This is a genomic window from Caloramator sp. CAR-1 (assembly GCF_030546345.1).
GTDB lineage: Bacteria > Bacillota > Clostridia > Clostridiales > Caloramatoraceae > Caloramator > Caloramator australicus.
Map to the genome: position 1 here is coordinate 58,159 of NZ_JAUONW010000018.1, position 25,434 is coordinate 83,592.

Sequence of the window (25,434 nt, forward strand, 5' to 3'; positions counted from 1 at the left end):
AAAGAGAAAAATTGTTTCTTTAACCTAATCAGCGATAGAAGTCTCCCACTTCTATAAATGTAGGTAGTTTACAGTGTATATTAGGAAACAATAAATAGCCCCTATGATAAACTAAATCATGGGGCTAGCTTAAATATTTAATATATTAAGATATGTCATTTGTGTTATTGACAGATTCGTTAACTTCATTTTTAAAGAAATTAGTATCCTTTAAAGTATCCCTTGCAGTCGATTGACCAAAATAAAAGGAAATTATCATAGTAAAAACTGTTAGAAATTCTGTGGAGCTGATAACACCCTTTATACTAAGAAAGCAAAATACGCCAGTGAGCATTATGGCGATTATCTTTTTTGTGCTAACCCATGTGTTTTTCATATTATCACCCTCAATTCGACTGGAAATAGGATTTATTAGCAATAATGAATCTTATAGCCCTTGCAAGGATATCAATCTCATCGAAGGTGTTGTAAAGTCCAAAGCTTAATCTTACCATTCCTGGTCTTTTAGAGTCTGGATTTTTGGATATTTTTAGTATTTTTTGTTTATCTATCCTTAAAAGCCTTTGAATATATGGCTGAGCACAAAAGCATCCACTTCTTACGGCAATTGCAAAATAGTCAGAAAGAATTTCTGCAACTTTGCCATGATATATACCCTTGATATTAAAGGGAATAATAGCTACTTTATTACTAATATCTGGACAGTAAAGTTCTACATCATTAAATTGGGATAAAATATGATTTGCATATTTTAAAAGGGTTCCTTCATATTCATCTATTTTATCCATTCCTATATTTTGAAGGGTTTCAATTGCAGCAATGAGTGCCACAACTCCCATAAGATTTGGCGTTCCTGCCTCTTCTTTAGAAGGTGGATCCTCCCATATTACAAAATCATGTGAAACAACCTTAACGGTTCCTCCGCCCTTTAAATCAGGTTCCCCCTTTTCAAAAATCCTTTTAGGGCCGATTAGGGCACCGACACCAAAGGGAGCATACATTTTATGTCCAGAAAAGGCTATAAAGTCTATATGTTCATCATCTGAATGGGATTTCATATCAAATTTTCTGTGGGGAATAAGCTGAGCACCGTCCACTAAAATAAATGCCCCATATTTATGTGCTAATTTTGCAATTTCATAATAAGGATTAATATAACCCGTTACATTTGAAGCTCCAGTTACAGCTACAAGTTTAACTTTTCCATCGTATTTTTTAAGTTTACCTTCTAAATCATCCAGCAAAAGCCTTCCACAATCATCGGTTTCAATATAATCAACTTTAAACTTCCCCCTCCAAGGGAGGTCATTTGAATGGTGTTCCATAAATGTAGAAAGCACTACGCATTTATCATCTTTACATAATCTGTTTGATAACTTATTTATCGCCTCAGTTGTATTTCTAACATAAATTACGGTATCAAGTTTTGAATCACCACCTATAAAGTTTAATACCTTTTCTCTTGATGATTCATAGATTTCTGTTGAAAATACTGATTTATACCCTGTTCCCCTGTGGATAGATGAATACCATGGGGCAAAACTATTTATTGCATTCATGACGTTTATAAATGGAGGTGTGGTTGCAGCGTTATCGAAATTAATGTATCTTGTTAATTTCCCATTTTTAAGAGGGACTAATGTATTAACTCCTACTACTAAATTTCTAAAATACATATTAATCAACCCCAAAGGCTTTCTTATATTAGTATATTAAGGTAAAAATTTTTTGACATCGATTTAAAGGAATTTATAAACTTATATAGAATAGTAATATTATGAAAAAATTAGCAGGTGATTTATATGGCAATATATTTTTTTACAATAGTAATTCAATATATAATAACTATATTGATGGCAATCATTATTTTTTTAATATTAATAAGATATTTAAAAAATTTATTGTCACCAGTTAAGACGATACGAGCAAAAGTTATAGACAAAAAGACGTTTATGATAAGAACGGTAAATATTCCTTATCATGTAAGTGGTAACCTAAATAGAACAAAATTTTCTATAACCTTTGAAACTGAAGGTGGAAAAACAATAGAACTTTTATGCAATAATATTCTTTACGATGGGATTTTTAAAGGAGAAGAAGGATATCTTACATACCAAGGGGAATGGTTAAAGGATTTTAGAAAAGAATGAGAGCTTTGAAGGGTGGGCTGAAAATGAATTTATTTAAAAAATTTTTTTCACCATATATAGGACTTCCGAGGGATATATATTTTTTATTTTTGGCAAGGGTTATAAACAGCATGGGAAACTTTGTCTTCCCATTAATGACTATGCTCTTAACCGATAAGCTTAAAATGTCGCCGAAGGCTGCGGGGGAATTTATAAGCCTTGCAGCGGCATCATATCTTCCAGGTTCAATCTTGGGAGGAAAACTTGCTGATAAATATGGAAGAAAAAGCATTTTCGTTTTTTGCCAGACTATTGCAGGGCTTTTTATCCTAGCCTGTGCCTTTATTGATAAAACCATAATTCCATGGTTTGTTATTTTATTTGGAGTTTTGAATGGTGCTGCACAGCCTATAAACAGCGCTATGGTAACGGACCTTACAAACAAAGAAAACAGAAAACAAGCATTTTCGTTAATTTATCTTGGAATAAACGTTGGATTTGCAGTTGGTCCGTTGATAGCAGGATTTTTATATATAAATTACTTTAATCTAATTTTTATAGGGAACGCAGTAGCTATATTTTTATCAGTGTTCTTTATATGGTATTTTGTAAGGGAACCTGAAATTAAACATGACGAACTTGACGAGATGGAAAGACCAAAGGAAGGCAATACCTTTAAAGTATTATTTGAAAGAAAAGAATTATTATATTTTGCTCTTATTTCTTCAATTTTTGCCTTTTCTTATGCCCAGGTTAACTTTTCAACGACGATACAATTAAAGGACGTTTACGGCGAAAATGCTGCAAGGTTTATGAGCATAATAAATTCAATAAATGCAACTGTTGTAATAACGTTTACAACGATAATCATTCACATAACAAGAAAAAATAAAGCTATATTAAATATAACGATTGCAGGAATATTTTTTGCAATCGGCTTTGGCATACAATATTTTTTCGTAAGTTTCTATCCTTATATTTTGTCGACATTTATTTGGACGCTTGGGGAAATACTGCATGCCACAAATTCGGGAGTTTATATTGCAGATCATACTCCAGCCTCCCATAGAGGAAGGTTTAATTCACTTATGTCTATAGTTCAAGGTTTAGGGCATGGGATTAGCCCATTGATAATGGGAAGATTCATACAAAAATATGGAGTAAGAAATGTTTGGCCACTTATATTTATTTTAAGTTCTGCTGCGAGCATTTTTATGTATCTTTTAAGTAAATACGATAAAAAAGAAAATCTAGGTAAAAAAGAAGGGGCTGCAATTTAGCAGCCTTTTTAACTAAAAAGCAGATTATAGTATTTTTTTATAGTTTCCTCAAAACTTTCTATGCTAACATATCTTGATTCCCTTGCGTATTCTTTTCCTTCTATATATAAAAGTATAGTTGGATAAGCAAATACAGAATAAGCACCAGCGGCTTCAAGGGTTTTTGACACATCTATTTTTGCAAGTTTTACGTTTGGATATTTTTGAAGCATTTCTTCTATTTTAGGTAATAAAACCTTACAAACATTGCATCCTTCCACTGTAAAATATAATATTGCCATTTGATTGGAGGATATGAAATCTTTTATTTCAGTGTTGGAGTTTAATATCAACATATAAATCCCCTTTCTAAGATTAATTATACATTAATCAATTATATACCCTAAAAGGGTATATGTCAAAATTAATTTGTATTTTGTTTTTAATAAGTTAAGAATAACCTGTATAAAATAACAAAAATTAATTAATAAATATAAACAGACTGTTAAAAAGTTTTTATTATAAGCCCTGCAAAGGATTTCCCTGGCGTTTGCTCATTTTGCTAAGCATTTCTAATAGAGATTATGTAATATACTTTTTTAATCCTTAAGGAGCTCTAACAAAATCTAAAAGAGGATTGTCGAAAATTTGAATATCAATAAATATATAATTTGTTTATTGATAATTATTATTTATTAATTTATAATATTAATAGAAAAATATATGAAAGGAGAGTTTTTATGAAGGTAGTTGTTATAGGATGCACTCATGCAGGAACAGCTGCAATAGTAAATACTGCAAAACTATACAAAGATGCTAAAATTACTGTTTATGAAAGAAACGATAACATATCATTTTTATCCTGCGGCATAGCTTTATATGTTGGAGGAGTGGTTAAAGACCCATTAGGACTTTTTTATAGTTCGCCGGAAAAACTAAAGGAGCTTGGTGCAGAAACCAAGATGAAACATGAAGTTTTAGATGTGGATTTGGATAAAAAAACATTGAAAGTAAAGAATTTAGAAACAGGAGAAACTTTTGAAGATAACTATGATAAATTAATAATAACAACTGGCTCATGGCCTATTGTTCCTAAGATAGAGGGTATTGAGCTTGAAAATATACTTCTGTCAAAAAACTTTTATCACTCAAATACAATAATAGAAAAATCAAGGGATGCAAAAAACATAGTTGTAGTTGGTGCAGGATATATTGGGGTAGAACTTGCAGAAGCCTTCGAAACAAATGGAAAAAATGTCACACTAATTGACAGCCAAGACAGAATACTTAGCAAATATCTAGACAAAGAATTTACGGACTTAGCAGAAGAGGAATTAAAAAAGCATGGAGTAAGGCTTGCATTATCTCAAAGTGTTATTAGATTTGAAGGAGAAAATGGAAGAGTAGAAAGGGTTGTTACAGATAAGGGAACATATGATGCTGATCTTGTTATCCTATGTATTGGGTTTAGGCCAAACACAGATTTGTTTAAAGGAAAATTAAACATGCTTCCTAATGGTGCTATTATAGTAGATGAATATATGAGAACAAGCAAAGAGGATGTATTTGCAGCAGGGGATAGCTGTGCTGTATTTTACAATCCGATTAAAAAGCATGAATATATTCCTCTTGCAACCAATGCTGTTAGAATGGGAACTCTTGTGGCAAGAAATTTGATTAAGCCAACAACAAGATATTTAGGAACACAAGGAACATCAGGAATCAAAATTTATGATTTAAATATAGCTGCAACAGGACTTACAGAAAACATGGCAAAATACTATGGACTTGAAACAGAAAGTGTTTTAATTGAGGATAGTTATAGGCCAGAATTTATGCCAACCCATGAAAAGGCAATTTTAAAGGTTGTTTATGAAAAAACAAGTAAAAGAATTCTTGGCAGCCAAATACTATCAAAGGTTGATTTAACTCAAATGATGAATACAGCATCGGTATGTATTCAAAATGATATGACGATTGATGAACTTGCATTTGTAGACTTTTTCTTCCAACCTCATTTTAACAAGCCGTGGAATCTATTAAATATAGCAGCGCTAAATGCAATATAGGCAAGCGATAGCTTGCCTTTTTTGTAACACTTTTTATTATGATGAATATTATAATTGTATCAATAAATTAATTTTTGAATTATTGCTAATATCTACATAAAGTGCTATAATTAACTAAACAAGGAGGGATGGGTATGTCCAAAAAGGTTATAATCGACTTTGACTTTAAAGGAAAGAAAAAGGCAAAGGAAAATCTTAAGAAGGGGTTAGCTATAGGTGCAGCTATAGGAAGCGTCGTAGGATTAGTTTCAGGGATTTTAACAGCACCTAAGTCAGGAAAGGAAACAAGGGAAGAAATTAAAGAAGAAGTAAAGGAAGTATCAAAGAAGGCTGCTTTGAAGATAAAGGAAACAACTAAACTAGTTAAGGAAAGGGTTGAAGAGAAGTTTACCAAAAAGGAAGAACCTGTAAACGTAGAAGCTAATATAGAGGAAACGCCATATTCACAGGAAAATATGGAAGGCTTTACGGAAGAAAATCCAAATGAATAAGAGGTGAACTTATGACACTAACGATAACGCCTCAGGGGTTACTTTTAACTTTAATTGCTGTTTTGCTCATATTTATAACATTTTATCTTGTTAAAACTTTAAAAAAATTAAACGAGTTACTTGATAGTGCAAATTCCATATTAAAAGACAATAAAAAGAATATAGATGAATCACTGCAAAATGTTAGTCAAATAACAACTTCAGCAAAACAAAAGATAGACTATGTAGATAAACTATTTAATCCAAATGGAGAAGCTGCTGCTTCAAAGGAAGGAATTGACTTAGTTACAACAATAGAGGCAGTTTTAGCTTTAATAAACGAAATAAAAGAAATTTGGCCAAAGAAAAAAAGGTTTAAAAAATAGCCGCTTTTGCGGCTATTTTTTATGCTGGTTGAAGATTGATTTCTTTATAGTTTTTTTTATCCTTATACATCATCATATCTGCAAAGGCGATCATTTCATCGGTTGTTTTATAAAAATCCTCAAGGGATGCAACACCAAAGCTTACGCTATGATCAACTTTTTGATTTTTTAAATTGAGCTCTTTTAATGCTTCCTTTATCCTAATTATTATATTTTCTGCCTTTAGACTGTTGCAGTTAGGCAGAATTATTAAAAATTCATCTCCACCTATTCTTACTACATAATCTGAACTTCTTATATTCTTTTTTAAAACATCTGCGACATTAATAATTAATCTATCACCCTCATGATGCCCCAATGTATCGTTTACTTGTTTAAGGTTATTGATGTCAGCATAGATGATAGAAAGATCTTTATTTTCCTTCTTATGTTTTTCGAATATTTTTTCTAGAATCTCAAGTCCGGCATTGCGATTATAGGCTCCCGTCATTATATCGTATGTTGCAAAATACTTCCATATTTTTATTCTTCTTTCGGTTTCTCGTTTTATTAATACATAAAGGAGAACAGCTGTTATAAATATGAAGAAGAAACCCTTGAAAATAGAAATTTTAACGAAAAATGCCCTTTGATTTGCGTATTTAACTATAAAAATATCCGAATAAAAAATCCAAGCGATGCTTAATATAACATAAACTAATACTATTTTAAGTGCACCTAAATTAATTTTTTTCAATCTTTATCTTCCTTTCAAAAGGAATTTCATGTTTATATTATACATATTAATTCGACAGTTTTCAACAAAATAAATATTCATATTGATTTTTTATTACAGTTATTTTATCGTAGAAATTAGAGAATACTTGATATATGGAGGGTTATTTATGGAGCATAAATATAAAAATCATTTGCCTAAAATCCATGAAGCTGCTTTTGTTGCAGAGGGTGTTCATATCATTGGAGATGTTGAAATTGGTGAGGATTCTAATGTATGGTTTAATGCTGTTTTAAGGGGAGATGTAAATAGTATAAAAATCGGTAGAGGAACCAATATTCAGGATAATACTACTGTTCATGCCTCAACCGGACAAAGTCCGACAATAATAGGTGACTATGTAACAGTTGGGCATAACTGCATTATTCATGGTTGTAAAATAGGGGACTATTCTCTTATAGGTATGGGTTCAATTATTTTAGATAATGCAGAAATTGGAGAATATACTATTATAGGTGCAGGTTCTTTGGTAACCCAAAACAAAAAAATACCTCCAAGGGTTTTATGCATGGGTTCGCCTGCAAAGGTTATTAGGGAATTGACTGAAGAGGAAATAGAATATCTTAAAAATTCAGCAAAACACTACATAGAACTATCTAAAAATTATAGGTAGGTGATATTATGATTAACAATTCAAGATCCTGCTGAGGACCTAAGGAGGCTTCAGTTGAAGCATTGGTAAAAAAATGTCCAAAATGCAATATGAAGGGGGAGGGGGTAAGTTTAAAAACCGTAAAACATCTTGTGAAGGAAGATAAATTGGTCAAGGATTTAAATTATTCAATTTGCCTTAATGAGGATTGTGATGTTGTGTATTATGCAGATGATATAATATTTAAAAAGGAAGATGTAAAGGTTCCGGTGTGGTTTAAAAGGGATGCTAATCCTAAATATATCTGCTATTGTAGCAGGGTAACAGAAGAAGATATAAAAAGGGCTATAGAAGATGGTGCCAATACTTTGAAGGATGTGATAATAAAAACCGGTGCAATGAAAAATTGTAATTGTGAAATAAACAATCCAAAGGGAAAATGCTGCAGCAATGATATAAAAAAAGTAATGGAAAAGTATATGGGCATTTGACAAAAACAATATAAAGAGTTAATATATAAATGTCAAATGCTAAAAATGAGGTGATATTATGTCAAATTGCAATACATGTCCTTCAGCTGCAACCTGCAGCAGTAAAGATGCTGGAACATGCACAATTGAGTTTAACCCAAACAACAACATTAAAAAGGTTATTGCTGTAATGAGTGGTAAAGGTGGAGTTGGAAAATCTACTGTTTCAGTTCTTATTGCAAAAAAGTTAAGAGAAAAAGGTTACAAGGTTGGCATTTTAGATGCGGATATAACAGGCCCAAGCATTCCAAGACTTTTAGGCATTAAAGATAAAAGGGCAACAGGTAACGAAGAATTTATTTTTCCTGTTGAAACTGATGATGGAATAAAGGCAATGTCTCTAAACTTTTTAATGGAGGATGAAAATCAGCCTGTAATTTGGAGGGGGCCCATAATAACAGGCGTAGTTCAGCAGTTTTGGAATGAGGTTTTATGGGGCGATTTAGATTATCTTATAATCGATATGCCACCAGGAACAGGGGATGTTGCCCTAACAATAATGCAATCTATTCCAATTACAGGAATCATAATGGTTTCAGTTCCACAGGATTTGGTTTCAATGATTGTTGCAAAGGCGATAAACATGGCAAGAAAGATGAATATAAATGTTTTAGGTGTAATTGAAAATATGAGCTATATTGTTTGCCCAGATTGTGGAAAGAAGATAAAACTATTTAAAGGAGATACTGAAAAGTTTATAAAGGATTTGGGTGTTGAACTTCTTGGAGAAATTCCGATGAATGAAGATATGAATAATTTAGAATTATATAACGAAAATAAAGATAATATCTCCAAAATATTTGAACCAATAATAAATAAAATATTAGAAAAAGTAAATGGATAGGTGGGGACCTATCCATTTAATATTATTAGGACTGCCAATGTTGATAAAATGCCAACTAATGTTCCAAGGGATAATTCTTTAGAAGTATGACGGTTCATCTTTAGCCTTGCCCACCATGTTAAGGGTAAGGCAATAGATAATATTATAGTTTTATATCCAATAAAGCTAAAGGTAAAGGTTAAGGGGCCAGCGATTCCGCAGGCATGGCCACTGGCCTTTATTTTTATTACTTTATTTATAAATGTTAAAACAATACTTGATAAAAGATAGGATAAGAAGATTATTTTTATTTTATAAGGGGCATTAAAATAAAAAACTAATATTGTTCCTAATATGTAAGAGAGTAATGCAAAAATAAAAGCTAACTTTCTTTCACCACTTCGTCCTTGTGATTTGATGGATGGGATGAAGTTTTGAACAAAGTATGAAGATATAGGAATTAAAGTTAAAAATAAAATACAAAAGTATAGCCATTTTATATCGTTAAAAATTGTTGTATTTTTATGGATAAACAAAATTACAAATAAAGCAAAACTCGGAACAGTAGTAATGATGCTTATTATTTTAGCCAATTTCAGCTGCATAAGACCACCTCAATTTAGGTTAATTATTTAACAGACCTTCTAATAAAATTATCTCAGATAAATTTTTCCAAGTCAATAAATTACTGCAAATCAAGAAATAGTTTGATATAATAAACTTAAGAACATGTCAGGGGTGATGTTATGGATAATGTTTTAAATATAATTAAAGATTTTACCCAAACCTATCATCAAAAGCTTATATCCCTTGCAAGGGCTGCAGAAAATTCATTAAATGTTCTTAATATAAGCGATGAAGCAAAGAAATTAAAGGAAGAAGGAATAATTTGCGATCTTAATGAAGGAAATGCTCCATATAGGCCAAGATATATAGTTGTTGACTTTGAAAAATTTTTTAAAAATGGAAGCGATTTTTTAAGACTTAATCCTCCAAATGATATATGGGAGGCTACTAATAATCTTTTAATATTATATAAGCATATTCCCTCAATAACAAGCTTCCCAGTTTATATAGGCAACATAGATTATTTGCTTGAACCCTTTATTGAAGATGAGAAGGAGGCATATAAAGCTATAAAATTATTTTTAGAGCATATTGATAGAACCATTACTGATTCATTTTGTCATGCTAATATAGGTCCTAAAAGAACAAAGGCAGGAGAAATAATTTTAAAAATAACGAGGGAACTTCAAAATTCAGTTCCCAATATAACTTTAAAGTATAGCGATGAGACCGATGATGATTTTGCAATTGAAGCAGTTTTAACATCCTTAGATACAGCAAAACCAAGTTTTGCAAATCATGATATGTTTATAAAGGATTTGGGTGAAAAATATGCTATAGCCAGCTGTTATAATGGGCTGCCAATAGGTGGAGGAAGTTATACTCTTGTTAGACTTAATCTTGCCTATCTTGCTAAAAAGGCAAAGGATGAATTTGATTTTTTAGATAATATCTTACCCTATGCAGTTGATGTGATGGCAAACTACATGGATGAAAGAATAAGATTCTTAGTTGAAGAGTCAAACTTTTTCCAAAGCAGCTTCCTTGTTAAGGAAGGGCTTATAGACAAGGATAGGTTTACAGCTATGTTCGGAATTTTTGGCCTTGCAGAGTGTGTTAATTATTTTATAAATTCAAACAATGCTTTTGAAAGGTTTGGTCATGGGAAATATGCTAATGAACTTGGTATAAAAATAATAGAAAAGTTAGACGAAGAAGTGAAAAAACATAAAAATAATTTCTGCAAGTTTTCTAACGGAAATTTCCTTCTTCATGCACAAGTTGGCATTGATACAGATAAAGGAATAAGCCCAGGATGCAGAATTCCAATTGGTGAGGAGCCGGAGCTTCCACAGCATCTTTTACAGTCTGCACCTTTTCATAAATATTTCCCTTCTGGAATAGGGGATGTCTTTAGTTTTGATGTTACAGCAAAAAATAACCCTGAGTTTATCTTAGATATTATAAAGGGTTCCTTTGCAAGCGGTTTAAGGTATATATCCTTTTATGGGAACGATAGTGATGTTATAAGGATTACAGGTTATCTTGTAAAAAAATCAGACATAGAAAAGCTAGAAAAGGGTGAACAAGTTTATAACGATGCTGTTGTATTAGGACTTGGTTCAGTTAAAAATCAAAGGATTCTTGAAAGAAAGGTAAGGAAAATATGAAGGCACCTGTTAATAAAATAATTCCCTTTAGTAGTGTTGATGGGCCTGGGAACCGATTTTCTTTATTTTTTCAAGGATGTAATTTTAACTGTCTTTATTGCCACAACCCAGAAACGATAAACTTATGTAATAACTGTGGAATTTGCCTGGAAGTTTGTCCAAAGGGTGCTTTAAATATTATTGATGGGAAGGTTTTATGGAAGGAAGCTCTTTGTGTAAAGTGTGATTTGTGTATAAAAGAATGCCCCAATCTAAGCTCGCCTAAAGTTAAATATATGTCGGTTAAAGAAATTTTAAATGAGGTTTATAAATATAAACTTTTTTTATCAGGGGTAACTGTATCCGGTGGGGAATGTATGCTTTATGCTGAATTTTTGAAGGAATTATTTAAAGAAATAAAGAATTTAAACTTAACTTGCTTTCTTGATTCTAACGGATATATTTTGTTTGAAGAATTTAATGATTTATTGAATTTAACTGATGCAGTCATGCTTGATGTAAAATCCTATGATGAAAAGGAACATATCATGCTCACAGGAAAAAGCAATAAAAATGTTTTGAGGAATTTAATCTATCTTGGAAGCATAGGAAAACTATATGAAGTGAGAACAGTTGTAGTTCCAGATGTTTTAGATAATGTTAACAATATTGATAGTATAAGCAAAATGATAGCAAATATTGATGACAAAATAAGATACAAGCTTATAAAGTTTAGACCTTTAGGCGTAAGGAAGGAATTTTCAAGAATAAAAAGTCCAACGGATGATTTTATGATAAAGTTAAAAGAAATAGCCGTAAATAATGGTTGTAAAAATGTTATAATAACGTGATAAGGAGGAATAGTATGGGTCTTGATGAAAAGAAAGCTTTAGATGCTTTAGAGGAAATGAAAAAATTTTTAGATGAAAGACCTCACTTAGATATTAAGGAATTAAATTCAAAAGAAACAGTTTTAGTTATAGTTGATATGATAAACGGATTTTGCAAGGAGGGAAACCTCTCAAGTCCAAGAATAAAGGCTTTGATTCCAGAAACAGAAAGAATACTAAGGCTTTGCAAAGAAAATGAAATAAAAGCCATTGCTTTTGCTGACAGCCATAGTGAGGATTCCCCTGAGTTTAGTTCATATCCAAGTCATTGTGTAAGGGGAACATGGGAAAGCGAGGTTGTGGATGAATTAAAAGAGGTAGCAGAACTAAAAATAATTAACAAAAATTCTACTAATGGTTTTTTAGAGGATGAGTTTCAAGATTGGCTAAAGAATAATCCTCAGATTAAATATTTTATAATCGTAGGTGACTGCACAGATATATGTGTTGAACAATTTGCCAATACCTTAAAGGCATATTTTAACATGAAAAATATAAAAGCAAGGGTTATAGTGCCAATAAGTGCAGTAGAAACTTATGATTTAGGATATCATTATGCAGAACTTTTAAATATAGTTGCATTAATGATAATGGCAGGAAATGGAGTTGAAATAGTAAAGACCGTAAAATAAGAGGATGCTTTGCATCCTCTTAGCACTTATTTATCATTATGTTTAGTATTACATCATCTGTTACAGACATTCCTAATGTTCCAACCGTGGCAAGGTTAACTATCGTTTTTTCAACATCATCTTCAATTATTCCGTCATGTTTTGATACCTCAATTCCTGAAACAGCAAGAAGTGCTGACTGAACTGCAGCAGATGCTGATGTTGCAAGTTTTAGGGCACAGCTTGGCTTAGCACCATCGCATACAATTCCAGTAAGGTTAGCAACCATATTCTTTATTGCTTTGGTTATATTATCATATGCCCCACCTAAAAGATAAGTAATTGCACAGCTTGCACCAATACCTGCAGCGACACCGCATCCACAAACAGGTGAAAGTCTTCCTAAATGGGTTTTTATATGGTAGGTTATTAAATGGCTTATTGCAATAGCTCTAGCAAGCTTTTCACTGCTACAGTTTAATTTTTCAGAAACTGCAACCACCGGCAATATTGCAGTTAACCCCTGATTACCACTTCCTGCACTGCTCATAACAGGCAAGGTTGCTCCGGACATCCTGGCGTCTGCTCCGGCTGCTGTTAGGGCCATAGCAAAATTGTGAATGTCATCGGACAAAATTCCTTTTTTGATATTTTGAATAATGTTTTTACCGACATTAAGGCCATAATTTTTGTCTAAACCCTCCTGTGCAATTTTTTTATTCATTTCAACGCCTTCTAGTAAGAATGCTATTTCTTCAAAATTTACTGATGTGGCAAATTCATATATTTCTTTTATTGATAGCCTGTGGCTTTTAGAGCATAAGGCGATTTCTTCTATTTCATCCTTTAAAATTACATTTCCATTTCTTTCAATATATATTATTTTGTCATGCTTATCCTTGATGATAACTTTAACATAGGAATCCCCTTTATAAAGAATAGATTCAATATATAGCTTGTCCTTAGTTTCCTTGAGAAAGATTTTTATCTTATCATTTTTTAAAAAATTTTTTGCCTCTAAAAGCAATTTATCATCTACATCTTCAAGTATATTAAGCTCTTTGTGGGAGTTTCCTATTAAACTTCCTACAGCAGCTGCAATATCAAGACCTACCATATCAGTGTTTGGGACATAAACCCCCATTCCGTTTTTTAAAACATTTTTACTGACAAAAACTTCAACTTTTTCAGGGATATCATTAAGTTCATCCTTTGCCCTTCCACAACATAGGGCTACAGCTACGGGCTCAGTGCAGCCAAGGGCAGGTTTAACTTCACTTTTTAGTATTGTTAAACAGTGGGTATCCATTAATATTTCCTCCTCAATTATTCTTTCTTCTTTGGTTTAAATTCTATAATTTTTGATTTTAATTCCTCTTCTTCTGTAATGTGTTCGTGATTATAAAGGTGCTCTGAGCAATATGCATGTTTTCCGGCACATTTTGAACAATATCTAAATTCCATATTAGGATCATCTATATCGGTTATACCGCAGACGGTGCATTTGTGATGATAATTTTTTGACTTTGGAAGTTTGCTTTTAAATTCTTTTCTTCTTAAGTATGAGTATCTTCTTGTCTTTGCCCTTGTAAATATTTCATCTCCAAAGAATATTAAAAAGTTAAGGACGGAGAAAAGAGCTGTAATTTTTGAAGGAAAAGGACTAAATAAAACAGCGTATCCGAGGGATATCCAATAAACATATCCAATATATTTTACCTTTATTGGAAGGATGAAAAATAAAAGTATTTCCATATTAGGGAAAAGATAAGCAAAGGCTAAAAATAACGATAGATTAAGATAAAAGGATGTTCCATATCCTCCGGTTATAAACATGGCTGCTATTGTTGCTAAAGTTCCGATAAGGTAATAAAGGTTAAACTTAAAGGAACCCCAATAATTTTCGAGGGACGTGCCTATCATGTAATAAAAATAGAGGGTTATTATAAGCCAAAGGGGGCTAAAGGTTGGTGGAATAAAGAGGAAGGTTATAAGGCGCCAAATTTGTCCTTTTAAAACAAGATTTGGAATGAGCATAAAATTATCGATTATAGATGGATTAAAGGTAGATATTAAATAGGTTGCGAAGGTTAAAGTTACGATATACAACATTAAATTTTTTATTGAATATTTATGATATTTATTTTCCAGCTTATATAACCACTTCATGTCAATCATCCCTTCAATTGTATTTTAATTATATTATAACCTAAAACAAAATTTTTTTCATTAAATTTAACTATGTGATAAAAATCACTGATTGGGATGAGATAAAGTAGTATATTTAAATTGTAAAATTAATCAAAAGGAGGAATAAACATGAGTATGTTTTGTTTTCAATGCCAAGAGGCTGCAAAGGGTATAGGTTGCACGCTAAGGGGTGTTTGTGGAAAAACTGATGATGTTGCAAGAATGCAGGATCTTTTTATGTATACTTTAAAGGGCATTTCGTTATTTAACATTGTTGCAAAGGAAAACGGCATTCAATTTGATGATGTTGATAAATTTGTGATGGAGGGTTTGTTTGCTACAATCACAAATGTTAATTTTGATAAAGTTTACTTTGTTGAAAAGATTAAGGACGCACTTATCGTAAGAGATAATATTAAACATGCTCTTTCAATTAAAGGAATAAATATTAGCGATATTAATCATGATGCAGCTATTTGGACTGGAAGTGGAAATGACTTTGATTCCAAGGCATTAGAAATAGGAATTCTTTCTACAGAAAATGAAGATATAAGATCATTAAGAGAGCTTATAACTTACGGTGTTAAGGGAATGGCTGCCTATGCTTATCACGCATATCAATTAGGCTTTAAGGATAACGAAATTTTCAAATTTATGCAAAGGGCACTTGCAGCAACTTTAAATGATAGTTTAACTGCGGATGAGCTTGTTGCTCTTGCAATGGAAACTGGGAAATATGCAGTAGACACAATGGCCCTTTTAGATAAGGCTAATACTTCAACATATGGAAATCCTGAAATAACAAAGGTTAATATTGGAGTTAGAAATAATCCAGCTATCTTGATAAGTGGCCATGATCTTAAGGATCTTGAAGAGCTTTTAAAGCAAACAGAGGGGACAGGAGTTGACGTTTATACTCACGGTGAAATGCTTCCAGCCCATTACTATCCAGCATTCAAGAAGTATCCTCATTTTGTAGGAAACTATGGAAATGCATGGTGGCAACAGGATAAAGAATTTGAAAGCTTTAATGGACCAATCCTTATGACAACTAACTGCTTAGTCCCACCAAAGGATTCATATAAGGATAGGGTATATACAACAGGGGTTGTAGGCTTCCCAGGAGTTAAACATATAAGTGAAGGTGCAGATGGAAGAAAGGACTTTAGTGAAATTATAGAACATGCAAAGAGATGCAAGCCGCCTGTTGAGATTGAAAAGGGCGAAATAGTTGGTGGATTTGCCCATAATCAGGTTCTTGCCCTTGCAGATAAAGTTGTTGAAGCTGTAAAAAGCGGTGCAATAAAGAGATTCTTTGTAATGGCAGGCTGTGATGGTAGAATGAAGTCAAGGGAATACTACACAGAATTTGCAAAGGCCCTTCCAAAGGATACAGTTATATTAACAGCAGGATGTGCAAAGTATAGATATAACAAATTGGATCTTGGAGATATTGGAGGAATCCCAAGAGTTCTTGATGCAGGACAATGCAACGATTCATACTCTCTTGCAGTTATTGCACTAAAACTTAAGGAAGTATTTGGTCTTAATGACGTTAATGAGCTTCCAATCTCATACAATATTGCTTGGTATGAACAAAAGGCTGTAACTGTTCTTCTTGCATTGCTTTACCTTGGAGTTAAAAATATTCACCTTGGACCAACACTACCAGCCTTCCTTTCACCAAATGTTGCTAAAGTTTTAGTTGAAAAGTTTGGAATAGGTGGAATAACAAATGTTGAAGATGATTTAAAAATGTTTTTAGGCTAATATAAAAAACTTAAACTTAAGTGCCTGGCACTTAAGTTTAAGTTTTTATTTATATACCTATATTTTTATCCTTCTTTGAAATACCTATTAGGATATATTGTTCATTGTATTTTAAAAACAATATAAGCCCTAAAAAACAGAACAGTGCGGCTGATAAGGCAGTTAACCTTATACCGATTTCGTTGCTTCCGTTTCTTTTGTATAGTAAAAGTGAACTTAAAACCAGCATAGAAAGCATCTGACCAACCTTTGACATAAATGTCCTAGTGCCAAAGAATATTGCCTCTCTTTTAGAACCTGTATGAATAGCATCAAACTCTGCTATATCTGCAATAACTGCGTTAGGCAATATTCCAAAAACTGCCATAGGAATTGAGGCAAAAATAACTAAAAGATATGCTTGAATAGTATTGGATATCGGAAGCTTTCCTAAAAAGAAACCCAATGAGTAGGTAACTATAAAAAGAACAAAGGCAAAGATAAGAAGTTTTTTCTTCCCATATTTTTTTGCAAGTAAATTAACCGGAACATAGAATATAAAGGATCCTACACCTAGTAAAATCAATAGAATGCTTAACATAGCTTCAGGAAGGTCCAACAAAATAGTTATATAGTATAGGAGAGCATTTTGAAATGTGGTAATTGCTATCCAGTAAACTAAGTCGGAAAAAACAAATACTTTAAAATCCTTGTTTTTAAAAGTGGCTTTTATAGATTCTACCATTTTAATTTCTGAAGGAGTTGCTTCACAATATTTTTTTTCTTCTATTGTAAATACGGGGATTAGCAAAAATATTAAAGCAATTAATGAAAGTATTGAAAAAGTGATTAATATAGCACTTCTTTTGCTATAGCCCATATTTAAAAATATATTCCATATAACAGGGGCCTGAGAGGCAACGGCAAAGCCTAAAAACCATGTAATGGAAATCGCTGTAGAAAGATTAAGTCTTTCTTCGGGTGTATGTCCAAGTTCTGAAAGCAGCGCAAAATAAGGTGTTACATACATCGTCATAAAAAGATAGAATAGAAGAAGTAGTATTGTTAAATATAAAGCGTTATAATAACTTTCACTATTAAAAGGAGTCCAAAATACAAGAACTGTTGTGAGCGTAAAGGGAATAGCAGAATACTTCATAAAAGGGATTCTCCTACCATCTTTAGATTTACACCTGTCACTTAAGGTTGCAATCCATGGGTCGGTTATTGCATCAAAAAATCTTCCAAGCATCGTAATTAAACCAATGATAGTTAAAAAACCAAAAAAAGTAACCTGAGGAATCAAAGTAGAAATTCCTGACTTTTCAGTAGGAATATAGTAGAAGATAAGGTATGTTCCTATTATTCCTGATAAAATTGACCAGCCAAATTGCCCTAATGAATATGCTACGAGTTTTGAAAAAGGTAGTTTTTCCTTCATGTTATCCCCCCACATTTGAAAATTTTTAAGAAAAAAGAGAATAGAAAAGGCTTTCTATTATATTTTAAGATATTTTGTTTAAATAGTAAATAAGTAAATTGGAAATTTTCAGAAAATTGCTCTATAATTGTAATTAAGATAGGCTGAGGGGGGATTGAATGAAAGATTTGCAGTTAAATCAAGAAGATCTGAGAAGAGAATATTTTTTAAAGGGCAGAGAAGAAGGGTGTCTTTTAATTCATGGATTTACTTCAACGCCTGCTGAACTTAGGGAATTAGGACACTTTTTAAATGAAAAGGGATATACTGTTTATGGTGTTAGATTGCATGGGCATGGGACTTCAATTGATGAAATGGAAAGATCTACATTTAAGGATTGGATAAAATCTGTTGAAGGGGGACTAAATTTTTTAAAGGAAAGCTGTTCTAAGATTTATGTTATAGGCCATTCTATGGGTTCACTATTAGCGTTATATATTGCTGAAAATTATGATATAGATAAGGTAGTAGCTCTATCACCTCCGTTAATCTTAAAAAACAAAACAGGGAACTTTGCCTTTATAATAAAGTATTTTATGAGATATGCAAAATGGCCACCAGAGGAAAGACCAGAAGAAGAAAAGAAATACCTTCTAGGGTATGATAAAATTCCAGTAAAGTCAATTCATGAATTTAATAAATTAAATCGCTTGGTAAAAAAGAACTTAAAAAAAGTAAAATCACCTTTATTTATTGTTCAGTCCGAAAAGGATAGCACTGTGGATATTGCAAGCGTTGATTATCTTTATAACGCAGCTACATCTTCTGTGAAACAAAAGTGTATCTTAAAAAAGTGCGGGCATAACATAACAATTGAATGTGAAAAGCATGATGTTTTTAATGCAGTATATAAATTTTTAAATTCATAAAAACTTCAAAATCTAAACACTAAAGGGAGTTTGTCTACAACCTAAAATCCGGATAAAAACCTAATCCGGATTTTTTACTTTTTGCAAATTTACAAGTTTACTTATGATAATTAGATGATAAAATTATTTATAAAGAACTTTAGAACATACGAGGTGAAGGATGGTTAAGGAAAAGCTTGTTAAAATAAACGAGGAATACATAGTTGTAACCTTTGATGAAATTTTCTCAAGATACAAGAACTTGATACATAATTTGTGTAAAAAGTGGCAAAGCAAGTTAGAGTATGCTGATCTTTTTCAGGTTGCAAGCATAGGACTTTATAAGGCTTTTTTAGATTACGATATTTCAAAAGATATAGAGTTTTCTACTTTAGCCTATACCTACATAAAAAATGAAATAAGAAGTTTTTATAGACAAGCCCAGAAAAACTTTGGATACATTTCATTAAATCAAGAACTTTATTATGATTCCAATAGAAAAATAGAAGATATAATAAAGGATGAAGAGTTTGAACATAAGATTTTAGAGGAAATAACCAAAGAACAGGATATAAGAAGAATATATGAAGCATTTAGGCACCTTACATCAAGGCAGGAGGAGATAATAAAAAAGTATTTTTTAGAAGGTAAAACAATGCAAGAAATAGCGGATGATTTAGGTTTTCATGTAAGTTATATAGGAAAGGTTATAAAAAACTCTGTTAAAAAGATAAAGGATAATTTAGACTTGTAATAATTTCCTAAAGGAAAATAATTTTCTACAAAAAACTATTGTCATAAATAAAAAATTATGATAATATATAAAATGTAAAGAATAAATTTAAAATATTTTCTTATGGGGAGGATGGGAAGATGAAAAAGTTTGTTTGCACAATTTGTGGTTATGTTCATGAAGGAAGTGAAGCACCAGAAAAATGTCCACAATGTGGTGCGCCAAAGGAAAAATTCATAACAAAGGAAAACGGAGAGCTCGTTTGGGCTGATGAACATAGAATTGGAGTTGCAAAGGGAGTTGATCCAGAAATAATCGAAGGTTTAAAGGCAAACTTTATGGGAGAATGCACAGAAGTTGGTATGTATCTTGCAATGAGCCGTCAGGCAGATAGAGAAGGATATCCTGAAGTTGCAGAAGCATATAAAAGAATTGCCTTTGAAGAAGCAGAACATGCTGCAAAGTTTGCTGAGCTTTTAGGGGAAGTTGTAACAGATAGCACAAAGAAGAACCTTCAAATGAGGGTTGAAGCTGAATACGGAGCATGTGAAGGCAAGCTAAAACTTGCAAAGAGGGCAAAGGAACTTGGCCTTGATGCTATCCATGATACTGTTCATGAAATGTGCAAGGACGAAGCAAGACACGGTGCAGCATTTAGAGGTCTTTTAAAAAGATATTTTGAATAATCTCCCCTCTTAATAAAGGGGTATCCCCTCAGGCCGCATTATGCGGCCTTTATAATTTAACAATTTTTTAACAAATTTATAATTCTTTGTTTATTAAAAGATTTTAAAATAAAATCAGGAGGTGAGAGGATGGTAAGATTAAATATATGTATAGATATCGATGGAACAATAACAGATCCTTTCTATTGGTTAGACTTAGCAAATTATTATTTTAATAAGAATCTAAAAGAAGACGACATTAAAGAATATGAAATTTATAAAGTATTAGGGGTTTCTGAGGAAGAATATAATAAATTTTATGATATGTATTCAGAGCTAATACATTTTAGAGCAAAGCCAAGAGAATTTGCTTCTAAGGTTTTAAAGGACATCTCCCAAAAGCATAATATTTATTATGTTTCTGCCAGGGAACCCAAATTAATGAATATAACTGAAAAATGGCTTAAAAGGTATAATTTCCCAAAGGGCGAAGTTTATTTACTAGGAACCCATAACAAAATTCAGAAAGCAAAAGAGTTAAGATGCGACATTTTCATTGAAGACAGGTATGAGAATGCAGTCCAACTTGCAAAGGAAGGCTTTAAGGTTTTACTTATCGATTGTCCCTATAATAGAAAACCATTAAAAGAAGGTATTTATAGAGTGTTTAACTGGGAACAAATCCATGAGATTATTGAACTAATAGAAAAAGAAAAGGAGATTGCATAAAATCACCATTGGGTGGTTTTAAATTTGTTTTATCACTTTTTAGATTCTTTGATACGGTTTATCAGCTTCATGTAGGGGGTCGACAATTTTAGTATATCTATCCTCATGTTATTACCGCATATTTTACTAACGAATTTATTAATTAACTTATTATTTAGATTCCTTACTAACTTATCAATTTCATAATCATCTAAACCTTCTAAGAACCTTCTAAGAATTAGGGAATTGTAATAGTTTTTAAATAAAGGCTTTGTTAGAATTTCATATTTTGCCCTTCCTAAGATATCGTAGGCACAATACACGCCGGTTAAAACCGATGCAAACTGCCCAAAACCAAGACCGGGGCTTATTGTTCCAAAACAATTTCCTATAAAGTAAGTATTATCTATTTTAGGCCTTATGCATATCCCCATCATGTATCTTGTTATTTCAAACCTATCGGTTATTTTTAAGCTTTGTTTTAATTCGCTGCATGCCAAGTTATAGAAGGCTTCCCACATATCGTTTATATCTAATTTAATATTGTTAGGGTAATCAGGATAAGCTATAACTAAGTTTGCTTCTTTATCAGAAAAAGGTATTAGCCATGCATATCCTTTAGGGATTATATTATAATTAAACCATACATGAGGGTTGTCAGTAATAAAATTTCCAACAACCGTAGCTCCCCTTATAGTGCATGTAAGGTCACATCTGTAATTACCTAAATGTGTAGCATATTCTCCATCGCCTGTCGCTATTACTATATAATCAAATTCCTTACAAAGTTCTTCATATTCATATTTAGAGTTAAAAATAATATTACTTTTAACTTGTTTTTTAAGCTGATTTTCAAAGGAGTTTTCATGCCTACCCCTTATATTGGTATAGCCTATCTTACCAATTATATCGCTTTTTTCATTTTTAGAATGGATAGTTAATTTATTTACTTCTTTTATAGGTTGTAAATCTATACTGAATTTTTCTTTTATATAGGGAATGCAATCCTTTATGGGCCTATTTAATATTTCAAACATAGCTTCTGCATTAATAAATCTATCCCCTACTCTATTTCTTTTTTCGAAAATTGTTGGCATTATCCCATATCTTTCAAGTGTAATTGCACAAGATAGTCCAGAGATACCAGCCCCCATAATAGCTACCTTCATTTTTCCACCTCCTTTACTTTATATTGTGAAAAATAAAGCTATTTATACCAATTATTTTTGTGTTAAAATATTTAAAAGTCCTTTTTGGGGGAATTACTATGACCTACGATGAGAACTATATAAGAGGTATAATTAAAAAATTATTTTCAATGGATGTTAAAGAGATAAGATCAATAGGACATTATGAATTAAATAGGCACTATGTTTTTTATATTAAACTTAACGACGGCCAAAAGATTGTTTTTAAGATATTTGGTATAAAAAATAGAATGCCAAGAGAGATAGCTTCCCTTAGTCTATTAAAAAATTCTACTTTAAAATGCCCTAAATATTTTAAACATGGGGTCTTAGATGATGGTAATGGATGGATGATATATGAATATATTGAAGGGGAGGCATTAGATAATTTACTTAACACTTTGACTTTGGAACAATTAAAAAAGATATTTTTGGAAATAGGTAAGGAATTAGGCAAAATTCATTCTATTAAAACCTTTAATTTTTTTGGTGACTGGGATTATAAGGGAGAAAGTGTCCACAATATAAAGGATTATTATACATATTTTGTGAAAAGTTTCGAATTTCAATTATGTGAATTGATGAAACAAAATATAGATGATAAGGTAATTTTAATTGAAGCTGCAGAGAAAATAAAAAGGAATTTTAATTTAATAGAGAATATTAAAGAATCAAGGCTTTGTCACAATGACTTTGATGGGCGAAATATATTAATTATCTGTCAAAATGGTGAATACAAAGTAAATGGAATTGTCGATTTTGAACAAAGTTTCCCGGGAAATATAGAAATGGATATTGCCAGGTTGTATTTTAGGTATTTTTTGGAGAATAAAGATATCGAAAAATCATTTTTTGAGGGGTATAAAAAATATATTAGTATTGATGATGGTTTTTTTGAAAGGCTTGATTATTATCTTTTGAGATTAGGCTTTGGAATTTGCTGCTGGACGTATTTTAAGGCACCGGAATATTATAAACAAGGGTTAGAATTAGTAAAAAAATATATTAATAAATTTTAGGTGGTGAACTATGAAAAAAGGTATTTTAACTGTTTTATTAATTGCATTTATTGGAACTATAATAATGGGCTCGTATTTTATAGGGATTATTTCAGCTATATTTTCAACTTCGGTCCCAAGATTTTTTGCCTATTTAATCCTTTTTATTGCTTTATTTATAATAGGCTCATTTGTCTATGTTGCCTTTGAAAGAATTAAGGAAATAAAGGAGGGGAAGGAAGATGATATTAGTAAATACTGATTTTATTACGGGTAAAGAGCTTGAGACTTTGTCTATTGTTAAGGGCTCAGTTGTCCATTCTAAGCATATAGGGAAGGATATTTTAAGCGCACTTAAAACTTTGGTTGGCGGTGAGATAGTATCCTATACTGAGATGATGAACGAAGCAAGGGCTATCGCGACCAAAAGAATGGTGGAGGAAGCTGAAAAGTTAGGAGCAGATGCTATAATTAATGTTAGATATGCCACCAGTAATATAATGCAAGGGGCTGCAGAAGTTATCGTTTATGGGACTGCTGTAAAGTTTAAGTAAAAATGCTAACCTCTCACTGGCAAACAACTTGCAAGTGAGAGGTTTAATTTTAATAATATTTGTAATCTTACTTGTATTCCTTTTCAGCAGCTTCTGCATCTTCTTTTGTTTTATGAATTGTGCCCTTTGGATGCTGAGGCGGTGCATAAATAGAATAAAGTTTAAGCGGTGTATTACCTGTATTTATCAAATTATGCCACTTGCCAGCTGGTATCAAGATTACATAGTTATCGTAAACATTTGCTTTAAAATCCAACCTGTCTTTTCTATCCCCCATCATGACAACTCCCTGCCCTTCTTCGATTCGCAAGAACTGATCAACATCAGGATGAATTTCTAAGCCTATTTCCTCGCCAGGCTTAATACTCATCAAAGTAAGCTGAAGATGATTTCCTGTCCATAGAGCTAAACGGAAATTATTATTTTGCTTAGTAGCCTTTTCAATATCAACTACAAAGGGTTTGGAGCCATAATCCTTAAGCTCAATTAAACCTTCATTTTGATAATGCCCTGAATAATCTGGTCTTGACTCAGAGCGCATATAGCATGAATCGTTATGGGTAAAATCATCGCTATAAAAAGGCATATTAACAAAGTAAGGGCATGGATAAGAAATGAAGGGGGTAAACATAGTTTCCTTAGTGTTTCTTGTTTGATTCATTAAGTAAGGGCAAAAATAAGGATAATACATATTCTTTTCCTTTCAACATACTCACAATAATATTATATGAATGGTAGGATTAAAATGTTAAATTAGTCGACAAAAATCCTAACAGATTCTTTATGAGATATTTTGTATGTTCAGCTCTTATTGGATAAAAAATTATTGTGCAACAGAATTAAAAACTTTTGTCTTGACAAACTAAAATTGATAAGCTTAATAATATAAAAATTTCAAGAGGGTGAAAAAATGAAGGGTAAAATTGGTGTTCATAACAGGTTAATAAAAGAAAAATCTCCTTATCTCTTGCAACATGCCTACAATCCTGTTGATTGGTATCCTTGGGGAGAGGAGGCATTTAAAAAGGCTAAATCTGAAGATAAACCTATATTTTTGAGTATTGGATATGCAACCTGCCATTGGTGCCATGTTATGGCCCATGAAAGTTTTGAAGACCAAGAAGTGGCAAAACTTATGAATGAAACATTTGTCAGTATAAAAGTTGATAGGGAAGAAAGGCCTGATATTGATGCAATTTATATGACGGTATGCCAAATGATGACGGGAGGAGGAGGTTGGCCTCTAACTATAATAATGACACCGGATAAAAAACCATTTTACGCTGCGACATATATTGCAAAGGAAAGCAAGTTTGGTAGAATTGGAATGCTTGATTTAACTAAAGAGTAACAGAAGTCGCCCACTTCTATAAGTGGGTGATGAATGTTGATTGATAAATTCTTTTTTATGATATAATCAGTATTACAGGAAGGAGGTGTAATTTTGCTAAAGGCTTATAAATACAGGATATATCCAACAAAAGAACAAGAAGAATATTTTGCTAAAGTATTTGGTTGTGTAAGATTTATATACAACAAAATGCTACATGACAAAATAGAATACTATAAAAA

At 31.9% G+C, this 25,434-nt stretch carries 30 protein-coding genes and 1 pseudogene; 21 read left to right on the forward strand and 10 right to left on the reverse strand.

The annotated features are described in order from the left end of the window. Window positions 1-145: 145 nt before the first annotated feature. Both Q3V94_RS06275 and Q3V94_RS06280 read right to left on the reverse strand, forming a co-directional pair. Window positions 146-376 carry a hypothetical protein gene (locus Q3V94_RS06275; protein ID WP_303526041.1) on the reverse strand — a complete coding sequence of 77 codons (231 nt, stop codon included), beginning with the start codon at window positions 374-376 and terminating at the stop codon, window positions 146-148. 10 nt (window positions 377-386) lie between these two features. Next, entirely contained in the window at window positions 387-1,676 is a 1,290-nt protein-coding gene (locus tag Q3V94_RS06280) for an aminotransferase class V-fold PLP-dependent enzyme (RefSeq protein WP_303526043.1), read from the reverse strand. Window positions 1,677-1,802: 126 nt separating this feature from the next. Here Q3V94_RS06280 and Q3V94_RS06285 point away from each other — a divergent pair, with 126 nt between their 5' ends. Then, a complete protein-coding gene (locus tag Q3V94_RS06285; protein WP_303526045.1) occupies window positions 1,803-2,150 on the forward strand; it encodes a DUF2500 family protein in 348 nt (115 codons plus the stop codon). A gap of 23 nt (window positions 2,151-2,173) precedes the next feature. Next, on the forward strand, window positions 2,174-3,409 hold the full coding sequence (locus tag Q3V94_RS06290) for an MFS transporter (RefSeq protein WP_303526048.1): 1,236 nt from the start codon (window positions 2,174-2,176) through the stop codon (window positions 3,407-3,409). A gap of 8 nt (window positions 3,410-3,417) precedes the next feature. Here Q3V94_RS06290 and Q3V94_RS06295 read toward each other — a convergent pair whose 3' ends face one another. Beyond that, window positions 3,418-3,744, reverse strand: coding sequence for a co-chaperone YbbN (locus tag Q3V94_RS06295; RefSeq protein WP_303526050.1), 327 nt, complete (start codon window positions 3,742-3,744; stop codon window positions 3,418-3,420). A gap of 384 nt (window positions 3,745-4,128) precedes the next feature. Here Q3V94_RS06295 and Q3V94_RS06300 point away from each other — a divergent pair, with 384 nt between their 5' ends. From Q3V94_RS06300 to Q3V94_RS06310, 3 genes are all read left to right on the forward strand, one after another. Beyond that, window positions 4,129-5,457 (forward strand): FAD-dependent oxidoreductase, encoded by a 1,329-nt coding sequence (locus tag Q3V94_RS06300; protein ID WP_303526053.1) that lies wholly within the window; start codon window positions 4,129-4,131, stop codon window positions 5,455-5,457. A gap of 134 nt (window positions 5,458-5,591) precedes the next feature. Beyond that, window positions 5,592-5,948 (forward strand): YtxH domain-containing protein, encoded by a 357-nt coding sequence (locus tag Q3V94_RS06305; protein WP_274767033.1) that lies wholly within the window; start codon window positions 5,592-5,594, stop codon window positions 5,946-5,948. A gap of 11 nt (window positions 5,949-5,959) precedes the next feature. After that, entirely contained in the window at window positions 5,960-6,313 is a 354-nt protein-coding gene (locus tag Q3V94_RS06310) for a DUF948 domain-containing protein (protein ID WP_303526054.1), read from the forward strand. 19 nt (window positions 6,314-6,332) lie between these two features. Here the strand turns inward: Q3V94_RS06310 and Q3V94_RS06315 are convergent, their stop codons facing one another. Next, window positions 6,333-7,049, reverse strand: coding sequence for a GGDEF domain-containing protein (locus tag Q3V94_RS06315; RefSeq protein ID WP_303526055.1), 717 nt, complete (start codon window positions 7,047-7,049; stop codon window positions 6,333-6,335). Window positions 7,050-7,197: 148 nt separating this feature from the next. On the opposite strand from Q3V94_RS06315, the gene Q3V94_RS06320 reads away from it, so the two are divergent. Genes Q3V94_RS06320 through Q3V94_RS06330 form a run of 3 tightly spaced genes read left to right on the forward strand, consistent with a single transcriptional unit; the run spans window position 7,198 to window position 9,054 of the window. Beyond that, complete coding sequence (locus Q3V94_RS06320; protein ID WP_303526056.1) at window positions 7,198-7,701, forward strand: gamma carbonic anhydrase family protein; 504 nt, start codon at window positions 7,198-7,200, stop codon at window positions 7,699-7,701. Between the two features lie 8 nt (window positions 7,702-7,709). Next, window positions 7,710-8,171, forward strand: coding sequence for a (2Fe-2S)-binding protein (locus Q3V94_RS06325; RefSeq protein ID WP_368506510.1), 462 nt, complete (start codon window positions 7,710-7,712; stop codon window positions 8,169-8,171). A 58-nt stretch (window positions 8,172-8,229) separates the two neighbouring features. Continuing rightward, window positions 8,230-9,054 carry an Mrp/NBP35 family ATP-binding protein gene (locus Q3V94_RS06330; protein ID WP_303526061.1) on the forward strand — a complete coding sequence of 275 codons (825 nt, stop codon included), beginning with the start codon at window positions 8,230-8,232 and terminating at the stop codon, window positions 9,052-9,054. Between the two features lie 8 nt (window positions 9,055-9,062). On the opposite strand, the gene Q3V94_RS06335 is transcribed toward Q3V94_RS06330, so the two are convergent. Further along, window positions 9,063-9,638 carry a hypothetical protein gene (locus Q3V94_RS06335; RefSeq protein ID WP_274767037.1) on the reverse strand — a complete coding sequence of 192 codons (576 nt, stop codon included), beginning with the start codon at window positions 9,636-9,638 and terminating at the stop codon, window positions 9,063-9,065. Window positions 9,639-9,779: 141 nt separating this feature from the next. Between Q3V94_RS06335 and Q3V94_RS06340 the strand changes: the two genes are divergently transcribed. The 3 genes from Q3V94_RS06340 to Q3V94_RS06350 are packed head-to-tail and all read left to right on the forward strand — an operon-like array spanning window position 9,780 to window position 12,771. Then, window positions 9,780-11,270 (forward strand): YjjI family glycine radical enzyme, encoded by a 1,491-nt coding sequence (locus Q3V94_RS06340; RefSeq protein ID WP_303526064.1) that lies wholly within the window; start codon window positions 9,780-9,782, stop codon window positions 11,268-11,270. Continuing rightward, complete coding sequence (locus Q3V94_RS06345) at window positions 11,267-12,100, forward strand: YjjW family glycine radical enzyme activase (RefSeq protein WP_303526066.1); 834 nt, start codon at window positions 11,267-11,269, stop codon at window positions 12,098-12,100. Before Q3V94_RS06340 ends, Q3V94_RS06345 begins: the two co-directional genes overlap by 4 nt. Window positions 12,101-12,114: 14 nt before the next feature. Then, window positions 12,115-12,771 carry a cysteine hydrolase family protein gene (locus Q3V94_RS06350; RefSeq protein ID WP_303526069.1) on the forward strand — a complete coding sequence of 219 codons (657 nt, stop codon included), beginning with the start codon at window positions 12,115-12,117 and terminating at the stop codon, window positions 12,769-12,771. Window positions 12,772-12,790: 19 nt separating this feature from the next. Here Q3V94_RS06350 and Q3V94_RS06355 read toward each other — a convergent pair whose 3' ends face one another. Continuing rightward, complete coding sequence (locus tag Q3V94_RS06355) at window positions 12,791-14,059, reverse strand: serine dehydratase subunit alpha family protein (RefSeq protein ID WP_303526071.1); 1,269 nt, start codon at window positions 14,057-14,059, stop codon at window positions 12,791-12,793. A 17-nt stretch (window positions 14,060-14,076) separates the two neighbouring features. Next, entirely contained in the window at window positions 14,077-14,919 is an 843-nt protein-coding gene (locus tag Q3V94_RS06360; protein ID WP_303526074.1) for a rhomboid family intramembrane serine protease, read from the reverse strand. 150 nt (window positions 14,920-15,069) lie between these two features. Between Q3V94_RS06360 and hcp the strand changes: the two genes are divergently transcribed. Continuing rightward, entirely contained in the window at window positions 15,070-16,710 is a 1,641-nt protein-coding gene (gene hcp, locus Q3V94_RS06365) for a hydroxylamine reductase (RefSeq protein ID WP_303526075.1), read from the forward strand. Between the two features lie 49 nt (window positions 16,711-16,759). On the opposite strand, the gene Q3V94_RS06370 is transcribed toward hcp, so the two are convergent. Next, window positions 16,760-18,130: an MFS transporter gene (locus tag Q3V94_RS06370; protein WP_303526076.1), complete on the reverse strand. Its 1,371-nt coding sequence runs from the start codon at window positions 18,128-18,130 to the stop codon at window positions 16,760-16,762. A gap of 158 nt (window positions 18,131-18,288) precedes the next feature. Between Q3V94_RS06370 and Q3V94_RS06375 the strand changes: the two genes are divergently transcribed. The 4 genes from Q3V94_RS06375 (at window position 18,289) to Q3V94_RS06390 (ending at window position 21,144) form a co-directional block, all read left to right on the forward strand. Then, a complete protein-coding gene (locus Q3V94_RS06375) occupies window positions 18,289-19,038 on the forward strand; it encodes a carboxylesterase (protein WP_303526078.1) in 750 nt (249 codons plus the stop codon). 160 nt (window positions 19,039-19,198) lie between these two features. Then, complete coding sequence (locus Q3V94_RS06380; protein WP_303526081.1) at window positions 19,199-19,771, forward strand: sigma-70 family RNA polymerase sigma factor; 573 nt, start codon at window positions 19,199-19,201, stop codon at window positions 19,769-19,771. 119 nt (window positions 19,772-19,890) lie between these two features. Beyond that, complete coding sequence (locus Q3V94_RS06385) at window positions 19,891-20,436, forward strand: NADH peroxidase (RefSeq protein WP_008907425.1); 546 nt, start codon at window positions 19,891-19,893, stop codon at window positions 20,434-20,436. A gap of 129 nt (window positions 20,437-20,565) precedes the next feature. Further along, window positions 20,566-21,144, forward strand: a complete 579-nt coding sequence (locus tag Q3V94_RS06390) for a hypothetical protein (protein ID WP_303526083.1) — start codon at window positions 20,566-20,568, stop codon at window positions 21,142-21,144. 32 nt (window positions 21,145-21,176) lie between these two features. Here Q3V94_RS06390 and Q3V94_RS06395 read toward each other — a convergent pair whose 3' ends face one another. Further along, window positions 21,177-22,292 carry an NAD(P)/FAD-dependent oxidoreductase gene (locus Q3V94_RS06395; protein WP_303526085.1) on the reverse strand — a complete coding sequence of 372 codons (1,116 nt, stop codon included), beginning with the start codon at window positions 22,290-22,292 and terminating at the stop codon, window positions 21,177-21,179. A gap of 98 nt (window positions 22,293-22,390) precedes the next feature. On the opposite strand from Q3V94_RS06395, the gene Q3V94_RS06400 reads away from it, so the two are divergent. From Q3V94_RS06400 to Q3V94_RS06410, 3 genes are read left to right on the forward strand one after another with little or no spacing between them, the layout of a single operon-like run. Continuing rightward, window positions 22,391-23,329, forward strand: coding sequence for a phosphotransferase family protein (locus Q3V94_RS06400; RefSeq protein WP_303526088.1), 939 nt, complete (start codon window positions 22,391-22,393; stop codon window positions 23,327-23,329). 10 nt (window positions 23,330-23,339) lie between these two features. Beyond that, window positions 23,340-23,570: a hypothetical protein gene (locus Q3V94_RS06405; RefSeq protein WP_303526091.1), complete on the forward strand. Its 231-nt coding sequence runs from the start codon at window positions 23,340-23,342 to the stop codon at window positions 23,568-23,570. Beyond that, a complete protein-coding gene (locus Q3V94_RS06410) occupies window positions 23,551-23,862 on the forward strand; it encodes a YbjQ family protein (RefSeq protein WP_008907420.1) in 312 nt (103 codons plus the stop codon). The genes Q3V94_RS06405 and Q3V94_RS06410 overlap by 20 nt, the downstream gene beginning before the upstream one ends. 67 nt (window positions 23,863-23,929) lie before the next feature. On the opposite strand, the gene Q3V94_RS06415 is transcribed toward Q3V94_RS06410, so the two are convergent. Next, window positions 23,930-24,523: a cupin domain-containing protein gene (locus Q3V94_RS06415; protein ID WP_303526092.1), complete on the reverse strand. Its 594-nt coding sequence runs from the start codon at window positions 24,521-24,523 to the stop codon at window positions 23,930-23,932. Between the two features lie 249 nt (window positions 24,524-24,772). Here Q3V94_RS06415 and Q3V94_RS06420 point away from each other — a divergent pair. Together Q3V94_RS06420 and Q3V94_RS06425 are read left to right on the forward strand one after the other, a co-directional pair. Beyond that, window positions 24,773-25,201 (forward strand): annotated as a pseudogene (locus tag Q3V94_RS06420) (thioredoxin domain-containing protein); the annotation flags it as partial. A 105-nt stretch (window positions 25,202-25,306) separates the two neighbouring features. Then, on the forward strand, window positions 25,307-25,434 hold a 128-nt coding region (locus Q3V94_RS06425; protein WP_303526095.1), incomplete at its 3' end, for a helix-turn-helix domain-containing protein.

Excerpts from the sequence above, each read along its gene's own strand:
- Q3V94_RS06275 (WP_303526041.1), bottom strand. The coding sequence starts at position 376 with ATGAAAAACACATGGGTTAGCACAAAAAAGATAATCGCCATAATGCTC.
- Q3V94_RS06280 (WP_303526043.1), bottom strand. The coding sequence starts at position 1,676 with ATGTATTTTAGAAATTTAGTAGTAGGAGTTAATACATTAGTCCCTCTT.
- Q3V94_RS06285 (WP_303526045.1), top strand. The coding sequence starts at position 1,803 with ATGGCAATATATTTTTTTACAATAGTAATTCAATATATAATAACTATA.
- Q3V94_RS06290 (WP_303526048.1), top strand. The coding sequence starts at position 2,174 with ATGAATTTATTTAAAAAATTTTTTTCACCATATATAGGACTTCCGAGG.
- Q3V94_RS06295 (WP_303526050.1), bottom strand. The coding sequence starts at position 3,744 with ATGTTGATATTAAACTCCAACACTGAAATAAAAGATTTCATATCCTCC.
- Q3V94_RS06300 (WP_303526053.1), top strand. The coding sequence starts at position 4,129 with ATGAAGGTAGTTGTTATAGGATGCACTCATGCAGGAACAGCTGCAATA.
- Q3V94_RS06305 (WP_274767033.1), top strand. The coding sequence starts at position 5,592 with ATGTCCAAAAAGGTTATAATCGACTTTGACTTTAAAGGAAAGAAAAAG.
- Q3V94_RS06310 (WP_303526054.1), top strand. The coding sequence starts at position 5,960 with ATGACACTAACGATAACGCCTCAGGGGTTACTTTTAACTTTAATTGCT.
- Q3V94_RS06320 (WP_303526056.1), top strand. The coding sequence starts at position 7,198 with ATGGAGCATAAATATAAAAATCATTTGCCTAAAATCCATGAAGCTGCT.
- Q3V94_RS06330 (WP_303526061.1), top strand. The coding sequence starts at position 8,230 with ATGTCAAATTGCAATACATGTCCTTCAGCTGCAACCTGCAGCAGTAAA.
- Q3V94_RS06335 (WP_274767037.1), bottom strand. The coding sequence starts at position 9,638 with ATGCAGCTGAAATTGGCTAAAATAATAAGCATCATTACTACTGTTCCG.
- Q3V94_RS06340 (WP_303526064.1), top strand. The coding sequence starts at position 9,780 with ATGGATAATGTTTTAAATATAATTAAAGATTTTACCCAAACCTATCAT.
- Q3V94_RS06345 (WP_303526066.1), top strand. The coding sequence starts at position 11,267 with ATGAAGGCACCTGTTAATAAAATAATTCCCTTTAGTAGTGTTGATGGG.
- Q3V94_RS06350 (WP_303526069.1), top strand. The coding sequence starts at position 12,115 with ATGGGTCTTGATGAAAAGAAAGCTTTAGATGCTTTAGAGGAAATGAAA.
- Q3V94_RS06355 (WP_303526071.1), bottom strand. The coding sequence starts at position 14,059 with ATGGATACCCACTGTTTAACAATACTAAAAAGTGAAGTTAAACCTGCC.
- Q3V94_RS06360 (WP_303526074.1), bottom strand. The coding sequence starts at position 14,919 with ATGAAGTGGTTATATAAGCTGGAAAATAAATATCATAAATATTCAATA.
- hcp (WP_303526075.1), top strand. The coding sequence starts at position 15,070 with ATGAGTATGTTTTGTTTTCAATGCCAAGAGGCTGCAAAGGGTATAGGT.
- Q3V94_RS06370 (WP_303526076.1), bottom strand. The coding sequence starts at position 18,130 with ATGAAGGAAAAACTACCTTTTTCAAAACTCGTAGCATATTCATTAGGG.
- Q3V94_RS06375 (WP_303526078.1), top strand. The coding sequence starts at position 18,289 with ATGAAAGATTTGCAGTTAAATCAAGAAGATCTGAGAAGAGAATATTTT.
- Q3V94_RS06380 (WP_303526081.1), top strand. The coding sequence starts at position 19,199 with ATGGTTAAGGAAAAGCTTGTTAAAATAAACGAGGAATACATAGTTGTA.
- Q3V94_RS06385 (WP_008907425.1), top strand. The coding sequence starts at position 19,891 with ATGAAAAAGTTTGTTTGCACAATTTGTGGTTATGTTCATGAAGGAAGT.
- Q3V94_RS06390 (WP_303526083.1), top strand. The coding sequence starts at position 20,566 with ATGGTAAGATTAAATATATGTATAGATATCGATGGAACAATAACAGAT.
- Q3V94_RS06395 (WP_303526085.1), bottom strand. The coding sequence starts at position 22,292 with ATGAAGGTAGCTATTATGGGGGCTGGTATCTCTGGACTATCTTGTGCA.
- Q3V94_RS06400 (WP_303526088.1), top strand. The coding sequence starts at position 22,391 with ATGACCTACGATGAGAACTATATAAGAGGTATAATTAAAAAATTATTT.
- Q3V94_RS06405 (WP_303526091.1), top strand. The coding sequence starts at position 23,340 with ATGAAAAAAGGTATTTTAACTGTTTTATTAATTGCATTTATTGGAACT.
- Q3V94_RS06410 (WP_008907420.1), top strand. The coding sequence starts at position 23,551 with ATGATATTAGTAAATACTGATTTTATTACGGGTAAAGAGCTTGAGACT.
- Q3V94_RS06415 (WP_303526092.1), bottom strand. The coding sequence starts at position 24,523 with ATGAATCAAACAAGAAACACTAAGGAAACTATGTTTACCCCCTTCATT.